General features: G+C 67.0%; 13 protein-coding genes. 2 read left to right on the top strand and 11 right to left on the bottom strand.

Translation table 11 applies throughout. The features are described from left to right. Positions 1-3 precede the first annotated feature (3 nt). Entirely contained in the window at positions 4-1,230 is a 1,227-nt protein-coding gene (locus P0Y52_09480; GenBank protein WEK56781.1) for an NADH:flavin oxidoreductase, read from the top strand. Between the two features lie 14 nt (positions 1,231-1,244). Next, complete coding sequence (locus tag P0Y52_09475; GenBank protein ID WEK56780.1) at positions 1,245-1,994, top strand: SDR family NAD(P)-dependent oxidoreductase; 750 nt, start codon at positions 1,245-1,247, stop codon at positions 1,992-1,994. 78 nt (positions 1,995-2,072) lie between these two features. Here P0Y52_09475 and P0Y52_09470 read toward each other — a convergent pair whose 3' ends face one another. The 11 genes from P0Y52_09470 to P0Y52_09420 form a co-directional block, all read right to left on the bottom strand. Then, the gene (locus P0Y52_09470) at positions 2,073-3,986 is read right to left on the bottom strand and encodes an NAD(P)/FAD-dependent oxidoreductase (protein WEK56779.1); all 1,914 of its coding nucleotides are present in this window, start codon (positions 3,984-3,986) and stop codon (positions 2,073-2,075) included. A gap of 129 nt (positions 3,987-4,115) precedes the next feature. Next, entirely contained in the window at positions 4,116-4,877 is a 762-nt protein-coding gene (locus tag P0Y52_09465; GenBank protein ID WEK56778.1) for an SDR family oxidoreductase, read from the bottom strand. Further along, the gene (locus P0Y52_09460) at positions 4,877-5,545 is read right to left on the bottom strand and encodes a hypothetical protein (protein ID WEK56777.1); all 669 of its coding nucleotides are present in this window, start codon (positions 5,543-5,545) and stop codon (positions 4,877-4,879) included. The genes P0Y52_09465 and P0Y52_09460 overlap by 1 nt, the downstream gene beginning before the upstream one ends. Before the next feature lie 98 nt (positions 5,546-5,643). Further along, positions 5,644-7,182: a FadD3 family acyl-CoA ligase gene (locus tag P0Y52_09455; protein WEK56776.1), complete on the bottom strand. Its 1,539-nt coding sequence runs from the start codon at positions 7,180-7,182 to the stop codon at positions 5,644-5,646. Further along, positions 7,179-8,351, bottom strand: a complete 1,173-nt coding sequence (locus P0Y52_09450; GenBank protein ID WEK56775.1) for an acyl-CoA dehydrogenase family protein — start codon at positions 8,349-8,351, stop codon at positions 7,179-7,181. The genes P0Y52_09455 and P0Y52_09450 overlap by 4 nt, the downstream gene beginning before the upstream one ends. Further along, complete coding sequence (locus tag P0Y52_09445; GenBank protein WEK56774.1) at positions 8,351-9,556, bottom strand: acetyl-CoA C-acyltransferase; 1,206 nt, start codon at positions 9,554-9,556, stop codon at positions 8,351-8,353. The genes P0Y52_09450 and P0Y52_09445 overlap by 1 nt, the downstream gene beginning before the upstream one ends. Continuing rightward, positions 9,556-9,945, bottom strand: coding sequence for a nuclear transport factor 2 family protein (locus P0Y52_09440; GenBank protein ID WEK56773.1), 390 nt, complete (start codon positions 9,943-9,945; stop codon positions 9,556-9,558). The genes P0Y52_09445 and P0Y52_09440 overlap by 1 nt, the downstream gene beginning before the upstream one ends. An 8-nt stretch (positions 9,946-9,953) precedes the next feature. Then, the gene (locus P0Y52_09435) at positions 9,954-10,409 is read right to left on the bottom strand and encodes a MaoC family dehydratase (GenBank protein ID WEK56772.1); all 456 of its coding nucleotides are present in this window, start codon (positions 10,407-10,409) and stop codon (positions 9,954-9,956) included. 2 nt (positions 10,410-10,411) lie between these two features. After that, on the bottom strand, positions 10,412-11,200 hold the full coding sequence (locus tag P0Y52_09430; protein WEK56771.1) for an SDR family oxidoreductase: 789 nt from the start codon (positions 11,198-11,200) through the stop codon (positions 10,412-10,414). Next, positions 11,197-12,264 carry an acyl-CoA/acyl-ACP dehydrogenase gene (locus tag P0Y52_09425; protein ID WEK56770.1) on the bottom strand — a complete coding sequence of 356 codons (1,068 nt, stop codon included), beginning with the start codon at positions 12,262-12,264 and terminating at the stop codon, positions 11,197-11,199. Before P0Y52_09425 ends, P0Y52_09430 begins: the two co-directional genes overlap by 4 nt. Then, positions 12,264-13,169 (bottom strand): SDR family oxidoreductase, encoded by a 906-nt coding sequence (locus tag P0Y52_09420; GenBank protein WEK56769.1) that lies wholly within the window; start codon positions 13,167-13,169, stop codon positions 12,264-12,266. Before P0Y52_09420 ends, P0Y52_09425 begins: the two co-directional genes overlap by 1 nt. Between the last annotated feature and the right edge of the window lie 34 nt (positions 13,170-13,203).

The following is a 13,203-nucleotide window of genomic DNA, read 5'->3' as shown; positions in this document are numbered from 1 at the left end:
ATGATGCGCAAGAGCTTCACGCCGGTGCGGATCGGCCCCGCGACCCTGACCAATCGGTACATCCGGTCCGGGGCCAATGAGATGATGACCTGGGAGCAGGCGCCGTCGCAGGCCCTTCTGGCCTTCCACGAGCGGTTGGCGGCCGGCGGCGTTGGCATGACCACCCTGGCCTATGTCGCGGTGTCGCCTGACGGCCGGACCTTTGCTGAGCAGGGCGTCATGAGCGAGGCCAGCCTGCCTCAGTACCGGGCGGTGGTCGACGCGGTGCACGCCCACGGGGCCCTGGCCTCGGCCCAGATCACCCACGGCGGCAGCTTCGTTCAGCACAAGGAGCTGAGCACGCGTCGCGCCCGCTCGGCCGACGGCGGTCTGGACATGGTCGGCATGATGGTGGGGCGTCTGTTCCAGCACCAGATGACGCGCGCCGACATGGACGAGGTCATCGCCGAGTTCGTGCTGGCGGCTGAACGGTGCCGCACGGCCGGATTCGATGCGGTCGAGATTCACATGGGGCACGGCTATCTTCTGAACCAGTTCATCTCGCCCCTGTCCAACCATCGCAAGGATGAGTACGGCGGCTCGGCCGAGGCCAGGGTGCGCTTCCCCGCTGAAGTCCTGAAGGCGGTCAAGGCGGCTGTGGGGTCAGACCTCGCCGTCCTCGCCAAGATCAACCTCTATGACGGGGTCAAGGGCGGCGGCACGGTCGAGGACGCCATCGTCACCGCCCGGGCGCTGGAAGCCGCCGGCGCCGACATGCTGGTGCTGTCGGGGGGGCGGAACGTCGAATCCGCCTGGGCGATCTTCAACAGCCCCTTGCCCTATGCCGACCTGAAGACGCTGCATCGTGGCCTGAAGAATGTCCTTCAATTCGCGCTTCTGAAAGCCATGACGCCGAAGTCGGCCGTCTTTCGCGAACTGTATTTCCTCGAGGCCGCCCGGCGCGTGCGCGCCGCGGTCGCCTGCGGCATCGGCTATGTCGGCGGGATGCTGAGCGCCGAGGCCGCAGAACAACTGCTGGACGAAGGTTTTGACGCCGTCGTCATGGCGCGGGCCCTGGTCCACGAGCCGGCCCTGGTCAACCGGTTCAAGGACGATCCCGCCGCCCGGTCTCACTGCATCAGCTGCAACCGCTGCGTGGCCACGATGTACACGCCGGAAGGTCTGTTCTGCCCGATCAGCGGCAACGACTTCCCGCAGGCTATGAACCAGACGCCGGCTGTGGCGCGCTGACAGGAGAATAATGAATGACGTTTCAGGACAAGGTGGTGGTGATCACCGGCGCGGCCTCTGGCATTGGCCAGGCGACGGCTGTTCGGTTTGCGGCCCAGGGCGCCGTGGTGGCGCTCGGGGACATCAATGAAGAGGGTCTGTTGGCGACCCGCGCCCTTCTGGGCGAGGATGCTCGTGTCAGCCTGCACCGGGTGGATGTCGGGGATCCGGCGGACTGTGAGGCCTTTATCGCCGCGGCGGCCAAGGCGCACGGTCGCATAGACATTCTGGCCAATGTGGCGGGCGTGCTGGACTGGTCCCCGCTGGGCGATTTCGACGCCGCGCGCTGGAACCGCCTGGTGTCGATCAACATGGGCGGGGTCTTCTTCCTGAGCCAGGCGGCGGCGGCGCACCTGAAGGCGACCCAGGGCAATATCGTCAACGTCGCCTCGGCGGCCGCCCTGGTCGGCATCGCCTACAACTCGGCCTATTGTGCGAGCAAGGCTGGCGTGGTGGCCATGACCAAGGCGATGGCGATTGAACTCGCCGGTGATCAGGTGCGGGTCAATGCGGTCTGCCCTTCAGGGGTGATGACGCCGATGATCATGGCGGCGGGTCTGCCCGAGGGGGCGGACATGAACCTGATCGGGCGTGCGGCGCCCAAGTTGGGTCGGCTGATCGAAGCCGACGAGGTGGCGGCCTCCATCCTGTTCTTGGCGTCGAACGACGGCCGCTCAATTACGGGTTCGATCCTGGCCGTGGACAGCGCCCAGACCGCCGGCTGAGGGGCAGGGCGGTCTGTACGCAAAGAGGCCCGGAGATCGCTCTCCGGGCCTCTTCTTTTTGGGGCGACCTGGCTGGGCCTATTTCAGAACCTGGAAGGACTCGGCCTCAGGAGTCCGCGACGCATTCCAGTAGTCGACCAGGCGATAGGGCCAGGACATGAAGTTCCGTCCCTTGGAGTTGTTGTAGTAGCTCTTGGCCTTGGGGTGGCTCCAGATCATGTCCTGCATGCGCGTCTCGATCTGGCGGTTCCAGGCGTCGAAGGCGTCGCGGGTCGGTTCGATGCCGTGGCCGTCTTCGGCGACGACGCGATCCAGACATTCAATGATGTAGTGGGTCTGGGCTTCCGACAGCAGGTTCTGGCCAGCAGCGTGGTTGGGCGCGCTGTTGGGACCGACGGTGAGGAAGAAGTTGGGGAATTGCGGAACCGTCACGCCGAGATAGGAGCGCGGGTCTTCATCGCCCCAGATCTCGCCCAGGCTGGCGCCCTCTCGTCCCACGACGGTCAAGGGACCGAGCGCCTTTGCGGTGATGAAGCCGGTGGCGAAGATGATGATATCCGCTTCGATTTCCTCTCCGTCGGAAGTCACGACGCCCGTCTCGGTGATGCGCGTCACCTCGGTGTTTTCTAGGCGCACATTGGGGTGACGCAGGGTGTCGAACCAGCCCGTGTCCAGCAGCAGGCGTTTGGAGAAGATCGGGAAGTCCGGCAGCAGCTTCTCGTAAAGGTCGGGGCGGCCTTCCGTCTTGGCCTGCAGATAGCCGACGGCGATGTTGCGCATCATGTCGTTGACCGCCGAGACCGAGGTCGGGTGATCCGCCCAATCCGGGTCCTTCAGCACGTTGACGAACAGGCCGTCGCCGGCGAACCAGTAGACGCGGAAGCGGAACCATTCCTTGTATTTGGGGATGTGGCGCATGGCGAACTGCACGCCTTCCGTGACCGGCACGGCGATCTCGGGGTTGTGCAGCAGCCAGTGCTTATCGCGTTGCAGCACCGTCAGGGACTGGACCTTGTCGGCGATGGCCGGGGCCAGCTGGACAGCGCTGGCGCCCGTGCCGATCAGGATGACCTTCTTGCCAGTCACGTCGATGTCAGAGGTCCATCCGGCGGTATGGACGGCGATCCCCTTGTAGGTGTCCAGGCCCGGAATGGGCGGCAGTTTCCAGCGGTTCAGCGGCCCATGGGCGTTGATCACGGCCTTGGCGGTGACGACCTCTTCGCTGCCGTCGGCCTTCTGAAGCGTGACCTGCCAGCGCTTGGAAGCCTCGTCCCACAGGCAGGCCAGAACCCGCGTGTTGAAACGGGTGCGGTCCCGGATGCTGTACTTGTCGGCCACCCGCAGCAGGTAGTCCTGCATCTCCTGGGCCTTGGGATAATAGGTGGTCCACTCCGGATTGATCTCAAAGGAGTAGGAGTAGAAGTGGCTGGGGGTGTCGACGCCGCAGCCGGGATAGCGGTTCTCGTACCAGGTGCCGCCGATTTCCGGGTTCTTCTCGATGATGACGTGGTCGTAGCCAGCCTCGGCCAGCTTGATCGAGGCGACGATGCCGGTCAGGCCGGCGCCGATGATCAGGACGTTGAAGTCGGACGGCGGCGTCTTGCGTCCCGGAACGGTCGCGCGCGACGGCGGCAGTTCAAAGCCCATCTGCTCCAGCAGCAGGGGCACCTGATCGGTGGGAATGGGTTCGCCCACCGCAACGGACATCATCCGCTGCATGGTTTCGGCGTCGAGCGCCTTGGGCGTCACGCCGGGCGTGCGGGTCAGCACCTGGAACAGCTGTTCGCGCAACTCGTCCTCGAGGCCCGCCGGCATCGGCGTCGGATCGGGCGCCCAGGGCGAGGTGATGTAGGGCTCGAAGTGATCCAGCATGGCCGTATCGCCCGTGAGGTGGACATAGACCATCAGCAGGGTCGGTGTGTGGGCATCGTCCAGGGCGGATCTCAGTTCCGCAGTGGGCTCAAGCGGCAGGGGCCGGTCGTTGGTCAGCAAGGTGAAATCCTCCCTCGATCTAGAATTTGAACATTTGTATGATTTCTCGAGGGATGCAAGGGGCTGAAACGCAAAAGACGCAACCGGCCGGGGCCAATTGCGTCCTTTGCGTAGGAAGTCAGGAATGCCTTAGAGCGTGTCAGGCCTCATGATCGCGTCGGTTCCACCGTCGCTGTAGAGGATCTGGCCCACCACATAGTGACCCTTGAGCATGAGCAGATGCAGAATGCTCTCGGCGATCTCGGCGGGCTCTGCATAGTCCTTGACCGCCATGGGATTGGCCTGGGCGACCATGGCCAGCATGTTTTCATCCGCCAGAAGCGGCGCTGTCATGGGGGTCTTCACCACGCCGGGCGCCACGGCGTTGAGCAGCAGTCCGGCGCCGGCCCATTCCGGCTGGACGGCCGTTCGGCGCAGCCAGCGCGCCAACGCCAGCTTTGAGGTCATGTAGACGGTCCAGGGATTGGCGGTCAGTCGTGTCTGGGCCAGGGCTTCGTCGCCGTCGAGGCAGGCGGCGACCACGTCCTCGTCGCCCCCCAGCAGCGCCGCCGTGGAGCAGAGGACGACCGCGCGACCGCGCTCGGCCCGCGCCAGCAATGGCCGCAGGCCTTCGAGCGTGGCCACGGCGCCGAAATAGTTCACCGCCAGGGTGACGTCGGCAATGTCCGCGCGCGACAGGCCCGCAGCGGCCACCACGCCGTCGAGCACGCCGCCTGACAGACGCTCGGCCTCGACGACCAGGGCGGCCCGGCCTTCAGCGGTGGCGAGGTCGGCGATGATCTCGGCCTCTCTCAGATCGACGCCAATGACCTGATGGCCCTCGGCCTTGAGGGCTTGGGCGACGGATTGGCCGATGCCCGAGGCGGAGCCGGTGACAAGATAACGACCCATTAGCCGAACTCCACGACAGAAAGGATATGATTGGTTGCGTCAGGCCAGATGTAGTCGAGCTCGATCACCAGGCTGTCGCCCGTCGGCCCGTTGATCAGAAGGTCCGTCGCGATAAAGGCCTGCACGCCGTTGCGGCCATAGGCGTACCGCGTGACGTCGCCGAAGACGGGGGAGGCGTCCAGGCGTCCATCGACAACGGGATCGCCCGCCATCGGACGATTGTAGGACACGGTGATGCGGTCCTTCAGAAGCGGATCGCTTTCAGCGGCCTGCTGCAAGCCGATCATGGTCGCCTCAAGGTCATCCAGACTGTCGGTGAGAATGCCGAGGTGGAAGGCGTATTCGGGGTCCTGCACCTGGGCGGCGCGCAGGGCGGCGACGGACGGATGTTCGTCAGGCTGGCCGAACTTCAGCGCCGCCCTGACGGCGTCGAAATAGTCACGTTGGGCGGGCGGGCAGGCCGAGACATAGACGATGCCGTCGCCGCGAGCATGGTGCTGATTGGCGGTGACAAAGCGGTAGAAGGCGCCTGCGGGCAGCGGCAGTTCCTGGGTCTTGATAAACCCCAGAAGCGTCAGGAGGCGCTCGGCGGCCTTGGCGTCTTCGGCTTTGGGATAGTGCAGGGCCGTATGGCCCATGGAGCGTCGTGACGTGTCGTGGATGGTCATGGTCTTGATCTCCCTCCCCAGGATTTCGCCAAAATGAATATATGTATGAAAACTAGCGGGTCGCGCGGTTTCGGCAAGAGCGAATGGAGGGCGTCGGATCAGGCATGGTCGCGCAGACGCGTCTTCAGCACCTTGCCGGCCGGGTTGCGGGGCAGGTCCGGGACGATGCGGATCGAACGAGGCGCCTTGTAGTTGGCCATGATCTCGCGGGCCCAGGCCAGCAACTCGGTCTCGGTTAGTTGCGCGCCCGGACGCAGCACGATGAAGGCGCGCCCGACCTCGCCCATGCGTTCGTCCGGGACACCGATGACCGCTGCGATCTCGACGCCGGGATGCTCCGACAGGACCTTCTCGATTTCGGCCGGATAGCAGTTGAAGCCGCCGCAGATATACATGTCCTTCTTGCGGTCGGTGACCTTCAGGTAGCCGCGCGCATCAAGAACGCCGATGTCGCCGGTGTGCAGCCAGCCGTCGGCGTCGATGGCGGCGGCCGTCGCGGCGGGGTCGTCCAGATAGCCGCGCATGACGAGGGCGGAGCGGACCCAGATTTCGCCGGCCTCGCCGACAGGCAGGGCTCGGCCCTCGGCGTCGACGCAGCAGAGCTCGACGCCGTCGAGCGGGGGCCCGCAAGTGGACGAAACAGTCTCGGCGTCGTCTTCAGGGCGGCTCATGCAGATGACGCTGCATTCGGTCATGCCGTAGCCGTTCACGACCCGCTCCATGCCCAGTTCGCGGCTCATCCGTTCGATCAGGACCGGAGGGACGGGCGCGGCGCCGGTGATGGCCACACGAAGAGACGACAGGTCACGGCGGCGGTCGGTGTTCTGCAGGGTCAGCAGGGACTGGTAGATGGTCGGGGGGCCGGGCAGGACGGTGATGCGGGCGGCCTCGACGAGGCTGGCCGCGCCCTCGACGTCGAAGATCGGCATGGGGACGATGGCGGCGCCTCGCAGCAGGCAGGCGACCCAGCCGGCCTTGTAGCCGAAGGTATGGAAGAAGGGATTCACGATCAGGAAGCGGTCGCCTTCTCGCAGGTCGATACGCTCGCTCCAGCCGGTGATGACGGCGACGACCTGGCCGTGGGCGGACAAGGCGCCCTTGGGCGCGCCGGTGGTGCCCGAGGTGAAGATGATGTCGGACAGGTCATCGGGCGACAGACGCGCGGCGGCGGCGTCCAGAGCGTCGAGGTCGGCCTCGGCGCCCGCTGCCAGGAAGTCGTCCAACTGATCCAGAAGGACGATGCGCTCCAGGGCGGGGACATCCTCCGTCGCAATCAGCGACGGATAGCGGACGCCGAGGAATTCGCTGACCGTGAACAGCACCCGGACCCCGGCGCGCCGGATCAGGTCGGCGGCCTCGGCGCCCTTGAAGCGGGTATTGAGCGGCACCAGGACGCAGCCGAGGGTCTGGGCGCCGAGGGCGGCCAGAATCCACTCGCGGCTGTTGGGGGCCCAGATGGCGACGCGGTCGCCGTGGCCCAGGCCCATCGCCTGGCAGGCGGCGGCGAAGGCGAGGGCGTCTCGCCACAGAGCGGTGAAGGTCCAGCTCTGGTCGCCCTCGATCAGCGCTGTGGCGTCGGGCCAGCGCTGGGCGGCCCTGCGGGCGGCGTCGGGAATGGAGAGGGGCAGGGAGCTCATCGGCCTCGTGGCTCCCTCGGCAGGCCGAGACCGCGCTCGGCGATGATGTTCTTCTGGATCTCGCTGGCGCCGGCGTAGATGGTGTCTGCGCGCGACATCAGGAACATGTTGGTCAGGCCGTCGAAGCCGCCGTCGGCCTCGGCCAACTCGCCGTCCTGGCCGAGGACGTCCATGGCCAGTTCGCCCAGATCGCGACGCCACGAGGACCAGTAGAGCTTGTAGGTGTAGGCGGCGCCCGACAGGTGGGCGCTGTCCTGGCCTTCGAGCATCCTCAGGGCGTTGAAGCGCATGATCCGCAGACCCGCATGGGCCTGTGCGATCTTCTGACGGATCAGCGGATCACGCGACTTGCCGTTGGCGCTGGCGGCGGCGACGATCTGGTCCAGCTCGGTCTGGAAATGCATCTGCTGGCCCAGGGTCGAGACGCCGCGCTCATAGCCCAGCAGGGCCATGGCCACGGTCCAGCCCTCGCCCTCGGGTCCGACCCGGTCGATTTCGAGCGCCAGGGCGCCGTCGAAGAAGACCTCGGCGAACTCGGACTCGCCGGTCATCTGGCGGATGGGACGAGTTTCGACGCCCGGCTGGTCCATCGGGACCAGGAGGAAGGACAGCCCCTTGGGGCCGACGCTGCCGGCCTCGGTGCGGGCGATGACGAAGCACCAGTCGGCAATGGCCCCCATAGAGGTCCAGATCTTCTGGCCGTCGATGACATAGCGGCCGTCATCGAGGCGGGCCCGCGTCTGGACCGCAGCCAGGTCCGATCCGGCGCCGGGCTCGGAATAGCCCTGGCACCATATGGCGTCGCCGCTCTGGATTGCGGGCAGGAAGCGGCGCTTCTGATCCTCGTCGCCCAGCGCAATCAACGTCGGACCGAGAAGCTCGACCCCCAGATGGCCGACACGGGGCGGGCCCTTGGCGCGGGCGTATTCCTCGGCGAAGACCACCTGTTCGGCCACGGTGGCGTCACGCCCGCCGTACTCGACAGGCCAGCCGATCGTGCTCCACCCGGCCGCGCCGAGGGTCTGTTCCCATTGGCGACGACGCGCGACATGGTCCACCTGATTGACCTGCCCCTTCAGATCATTGAAGGGGCCGTCCAGTTGACTGGCCAGCCACGCGGCGGCCTCTGCACGAAAGGCGGACAGTTCGGGCGCGAAGTCGACGGACATCAGGCCACCTCGAACAGGCCGGCCGCTCCCATGCCGCCCGCGACGCACATGGACACGACCACATATTTCACGCCGCGACGCTTGCCCTCGATCAGGGCGTGGCCGACCAGGCGGGATCCAGTCATGCCGAAGGGGTGGCCGATGGCGATGCCGCCGCCGTTGACGTTGAGCTTGTCGGGATCAATGTCCAGATGACGCTGGCAGTAGAGGGCCTGGGAGGCGAAGGCCTCGTTAATCTCGAACAGGCCGATGTCCTGCATCGTCAGGCCCGCGCGCTTCAGCAGCTTGGGGATGGCGAAGACGGGGCCGATGCCCATTTCCTCAGCCTTGCAGGCCGCGACCTGGAAGCCTCGATAGACCCCCAGCACGGGCAGGTTCTCTTTCTGCGCCGTGGCGAGGTCCATCACCACCTGGGCCGAGGCGCCGTCCGACAGCTGGCTGGCGTTGCCGGCGGTGACGTGACGGCCTTCCTTGATGACGAGTCCGTCCTTGAACACCGGCTTCAGGCCGGCCAGGGCCTCATAGGTGGTGCCGGCCCGGACGCCTTCGTCCGCCGACAGGGTGATCTCTTCCTCGCCCGTCTCCTCGCCCGTCTTGGCGAACAGGGTGCGGGTGGTGGTCAGGGGCACGATCTCGTCGTCGAACAGGCCGGCGGCCTGGGCGGCGGCGGCGCGCTGCTGGCTCAGGGCCGCGAACCGATCCTGGTCCTCGCGGCTGACGTTGTAACGGTCGGCCACCAGTTCGGCGGTCTCGATCATGGCCATATAGGCATGAGGATCGTGGGCGATGACCCGTTTCGAGCGGTTGCGGAAGGTGGGGGCGTGCTTGTTCAGGGTCAGTGAGATGCTCTCGACCCCGCCGGTGACGGCGACGTCGATCTCGTCCGTCATGACGCCGCGAGCGGCCAGAGCCAGGGCGTTGAGGCCGGACGAGCATTTGCGGTCCAGGGTAAAGCCCGACACGGTTTCATCCGGCAGGACCGAGGCGTGGACGCTGAGCCGACCCAGATTGTAGCTCTGGGTGCCCCAGTGGTTGCCGACCCCAAGGTAGAGGTCATCGACTCGGGCCGGATCAATCCCGGCGCGCGCGACGGCGGCGTCGATGACATGGGCGGACAGGACTGGGGCTTCGGTGTTGTTGAAGGCGCCCCGATAGGCCTTGCCGACGCCGGTTCGGGCGGTGGAAACGATAGCGGCTTCGCGCATCAGGCTTGCTCCAGAAATCCGTGCATATTGTTGGGGCCCCAGTAGGCGGTCATCCGAGCGATGAGGCCGTCGGGGTTGAATTCGAAGGTGTCGATGACATCGATCCGGGCCGCGCCTTGCGGCAGGTTCAGATGGACGCTGAAAGCGAAGGCGGCGACGCTGCCGACCACGCGGACCGGCCCGTCCAGACGCAGCCGGGCGCCGGTCGCCATGGATTGCGCATAGAAGGCGTGGATGGCGTCGCGTCCCCTGATGGGTTCGGCGTCGGCAGGATCGCGCACCTCGGCGTCGAGGGCGTAGAGGGCGGCGACGGCCTGGGCGTCGGCGCGGTCGAAGGCGGCGATATAGGCCTCGACGGTCTCCATCATGGATTGGGGCGTCAGCGACATGGCGGCCTCTAGGGGATGTAGCGGCTGATGATGGAGGCGACGCAGGCGGGCTTGTCGTGACCCTCGATCTCGATCGAGACGTCGATCGTCACCTGAACGGCAGCGCCCTTTATCTCGGCGCGGCTGAGCAGGCCCCGGGCCCGGATGCGTGATCCCACCCTGACGGGCGCGAGGAAGCGCACCCGGTCCAGGCCGATATTGAGACCCGACGAGACCCCGTGGACCGTGATCAGGTCCGGCATGAAGGCGTTGATCAGGCTCAGCGTCAGATAGCCGTGGGCGATCGTGCCGCCGAAAGGACCCTCGGCGGCGCGTTGGGGATCGACGTGGATCCACTGCATGTCGCCGGTGGTCTCGCCGAAGCGTGTGATGCGGTCCTGGTCGATATCGAGCCAGTCGGTCACGCCCAGATCACGCCCTTCGGCGGTCAGCAGGGCGTCGGGGGTTGCGAAGACGACCCCCATGGTCAGGCCCTCTGGCTGGAGGCCGAGATGATCTCGCCGGTCATGTAGGAGGACAGGTCGCTGGCCAGGAAGATCATGATGTTGGCGATCTCCCAGACCTCGGCCGGGCGACCAAAGGCCTCGCGCTTGACCAGTTCGGCCAGGGCCTCGTCGGTCGTGACCTTGGCCAGGAAGGGGTGCATGGCCAGACTGGGCGACACCGCATTGATCCTGACGCCGTGGTCAGCGGCCTCAAGGGCGGCGCAGCGGGTGAAGGCCATGACCCCGGCCTTGGCGGCGGCGTAGTGGGCCTGACCCTTCTGGGCGCGCCAGCCGAGGACCGAGGCGTTGTTGACCATGGCGCCGCTCTGGGCCGCGTACATGACCGGCAGGAAGGCCCGGCTCATGCGGAAGACGGAGGTCAGGGTCACGTCCATCACCCGCGACCACTGGTCGTCGGTCATGTCGACCACGTCGACTTCTCCGCCCAGACCGGCGTTGTTGATCAGGACATCGACACGGCCCAGACGTGCGACGGCGGCGTCGCGCAGGGCGTCGACATCCTCCTGGCGGGTCACGTCGCAGACGACGGTTTCGGGGCGGACGCCGACGACCTGGGCGATGGCGTCGGCGGCCTCGTTCAGGCGCCGTTCGTGGAAGTCCGAGATCAGCAGGGTCGCGCCTTCCTCGGCGGCGCGACGGGCGGCCGAGAAGCCGATGCCCGTGCCGGCGGCGGCGGTGACAACGGCGGTCTTGCCCTTTAGCAGGCCGCGCGGCTCGGGATAGGCGGGCGGGGTGTTGATGCGGCTCATGCGGCGTCTCCGAACAGGCGAGCGGCGATCATCTCGCGGTGGCTGGACGGGGAGGTCAGCCAGCTGGCGCTTGATCGCGCGCGTTTGAAATAGAGGTGGGCGTGGTGTTCCCAGGTGAAGCCGACCCCGCCATGCAACTGGATCTGATCGGCCGCGCACTTTTGCAGGGTCTCGGTCGCCCAGGAGGCCGCGACGGCGCAGGCGTCTTCAAGCTCGAGGTTCCGGTCTATGGCGGTGACGGCGTAGAGGACGGCCGAGCGCGAGGCCTCGATCCGAACCATCATCTCGGCCAGCATATGCTTGACCGCCTGGAAGGAGGCGATGGCGCGGCCAAACTGGATGCGGTCCCGGCCATAGGCGACGGTGGCCTCCAGGCAGAAGGCGGCGGCGCCGGTCTGTTCGGCGGCGAGGAGCCCGGCGCCCAGCAGGCGGATGCGATCCTGAGCCGCCTGCGATCCCTGCGACAGGACGGTCAGATCGGCGGCGGCCACGTCGAAGACGACGCGCGACAGGGGGCGGGTGGGGTCCAGGCCGGGTGTGCGGATGATGGTCAGGCCGGGGGCATCGCTCGGGACATGCAGGATGCGCCCGTCGTCGGCAAAGACGATCAGGGCGTCGGCGACGTGGGCGAAGCTGACGTGGTCGGCGACGCCGCTGAGGCGCTGGTTGTCGAGATGGGGCCGGGCGGCCAGTCCGGCCACCGTCATCCGCTGATCGCCCGAGGCGACGCCGGGCAGCAAAGCCGCCTGCTGGTCGTCGTCGCCGGCCATCAGCAGGGATTGAACCCCGAGCACTGCGGTCTCGAAGAAGGGCACGACCGCGAGCCGCCGACCAGTTTCCTCCAAAACCAGGGCCATGGCGGCGGCATCCAATCCGGCGCCGCCGTGGATGTCGGGGATCATCAAGCCGATCAGGCCCATGTCCTGAGCCATGGCGGACCAGAGGGGGGCGTCCCAGCCTGACGGGTCCTCGACGACCGCGCGCAGCCGCTCCAGCCCTGCCGTTTCCGACAGCAGGGACTGGGCCGCGTCACCGATCAGGCGATGTTCCTCGCCGAGCTGCATCAGCCGGCCCCATAGACGGGTTTGGCGGGGGCGCGACCGGCGATCAGACCGTCGATGACCGGCCCCAGTTCATCGGCCCGCAGGCGCGCGCCCTTGTCGTGGGCGGGGCTGTCGGTCCAGCCCTCGGACAGGTGGATGCGTCCGCCCAGCAGCTCGAACACCTGACCGCTGACATGGGCGGACTGGTCGCTGCATAGCCAGGCGATCAGCGGGGCGGTGTTGGCGGGGGCGTAGGCGTCGAACCCGTCCTTGGCCGCCATGTCGAAGCCGCCGGTCTCGGTCATGCGGGTGCGGGCGTTCGGGGCCACAGCGTTGGCGGTCACGCCGTACCGCTTCAGCTCGGCGGCCTGAACCAGGGTCAGACCGGCGATGCCTGCCTTGGCGGTGGAATAGGCGGACTGGCCGACCGACCCCTGGAGCCCCGCGCCGGACGAGGTGTTGATGATGCGGGCGTCAACAGCGTGACCGGCCTTCTGGCGGCTGCGCCAGAAGTCGACAGCGTGGCGGCTGGTGCAGAAATGACCCCGCAGGTGGACGCGCAGCACCGCGTCCCATTCCTCGGGCGTGCAAGAGACGAACATCCGGTCGCGGACGAAGCCCGCGTTGTTGACCACGGCGTGCAAGTCGCCGAAGGCCTCGACCGCGGTTTCAACCATGCGGCGTCCGGCGTCCCAGTCGGCCACGTCGCCCATGTCGGCGACGGCCTGGCCGCCGAGTGCGCGGATTTCTTCAGCCGTAGCTTCGGCCGCGCCCCTGGAGGCGCCGTCCTCCCCGTGCGTGCCGACGCCGAGGTCGTTGACGACGATCTTGGCCCCCTGAGCCGCCAGTTCCAGCGCATAGGCCTTGCCCAGGCCATTGCCGGCGCCGGTGACGATGACGACGCGACCTTCGCAAATTCCAGACATGACTTCTACTTTCCCAGATTGGCGCGTCGGCGGA

Origin of the sequence: Candidatus Brevundimonas phytovorans, from assembly GCA_029203145.1 — a bacterium.
GTDB lineage: Bacteria > Pseudomonadota > Alphaproteobacteria > Caulobacterales > Caulobacteraceae > Brevundimonas > Brevundimonas phytovorans.
The sequence above is the reverse complement of the archived record's forward strand: the minus strand, read 5'-3'. Positions and strand labels throughout refer to the sequence as shown.

What these genes read in the sequence shown, in the direction of transcription:
- P0Y52_09480 (WEK56781.1), top strand. Translation starts at nt 4, where the DNA reads ATGCGCAAGAGCTTCACGCCGGTGCGGATCGGCCCCGCGACCCTGACC.
- P0Y52_09475 (WEK56780.1), top strand. Translation starts at nt 1,245, where the DNA reads ATGACGTTTCAGGACAAGGTGGTGGTGATCACCGGCGCGGCCTCTGGC.
- P0Y52_09465 (WEK56778.1), bottom strand. Translation starts at nt 4,877, where the DNA reads ATGGGTCGTTATCTTGTCACCGGCTCCGCCTCGGGCATCGGCCAATCC.
- P0Y52_09460 (WEK56777.1), bottom strand. Translation starts at nt 5,545, where the DNA reads ATGACCATCCACGACACGTCACGACGCTCCATGGGCCATACGGCCCTG.
- P0Y52_09455 (WEK56776.1), bottom strand. Translation starts at nt 7,182, where the DNA reads ATGAGCTCCCTGCCCCTCTCCATTCCCGACGCCGCCCGCAGGGCCGCC.
- P0Y52_09450 (WEK56775.1), bottom strand. Translation starts at nt 8,351, where the DNA reads ATGTCCGTCGACTTCGCGCCCGAACTGTCCGCCTTTCGTGCAGAGGCC.
- P0Y52_09445 (WEK56774.1), bottom strand. Translation starts at nt 9,556, where the DNA reads ATGCGCGAAGCCGCTATCGTTTCCACCGCCCGAACCGGCGTCGGCAAG.
- P0Y52_09440 (WEK56773.1), bottom strand. Translation starts at nt 9,945, where the DNA reads ATGTCGCTGACGCCCCAATCCATGATGGAGACCGTCGAGGCCTATATC.
- P0Y52_09435 (WEK56772.1), bottom strand. Translation starts at nt 10,409, where the DNA reads ATGGGGGTCGTCTTCGCAACCCCCGACGCCCTGCTGACCGCCGAAGGG.
- P0Y52_09430 (WEK56771.1), bottom strand. Translation starts at nt 11,200, where the DNA reads ATGAGCCGCATCAACACCCCGCCCGCCTATCCCGAGCCGCGCGGCCTG.
- P0Y52_09425 (WEK56770.1), bottom strand. Translation starts at nt 12,264, where the DNA reads ATGCAGCTCGGCGAGGAACATCGCCTGATCGGTGACGCGGCCCAGTCC.
- P0Y52_09420 (WEK56769.1), bottom strand. Translation starts at nt 13,169, where the DNA reads ATGTCTGGAATTTGCGAAGGTCGCGTCGTCATCGTCACCGGCGCCGGC.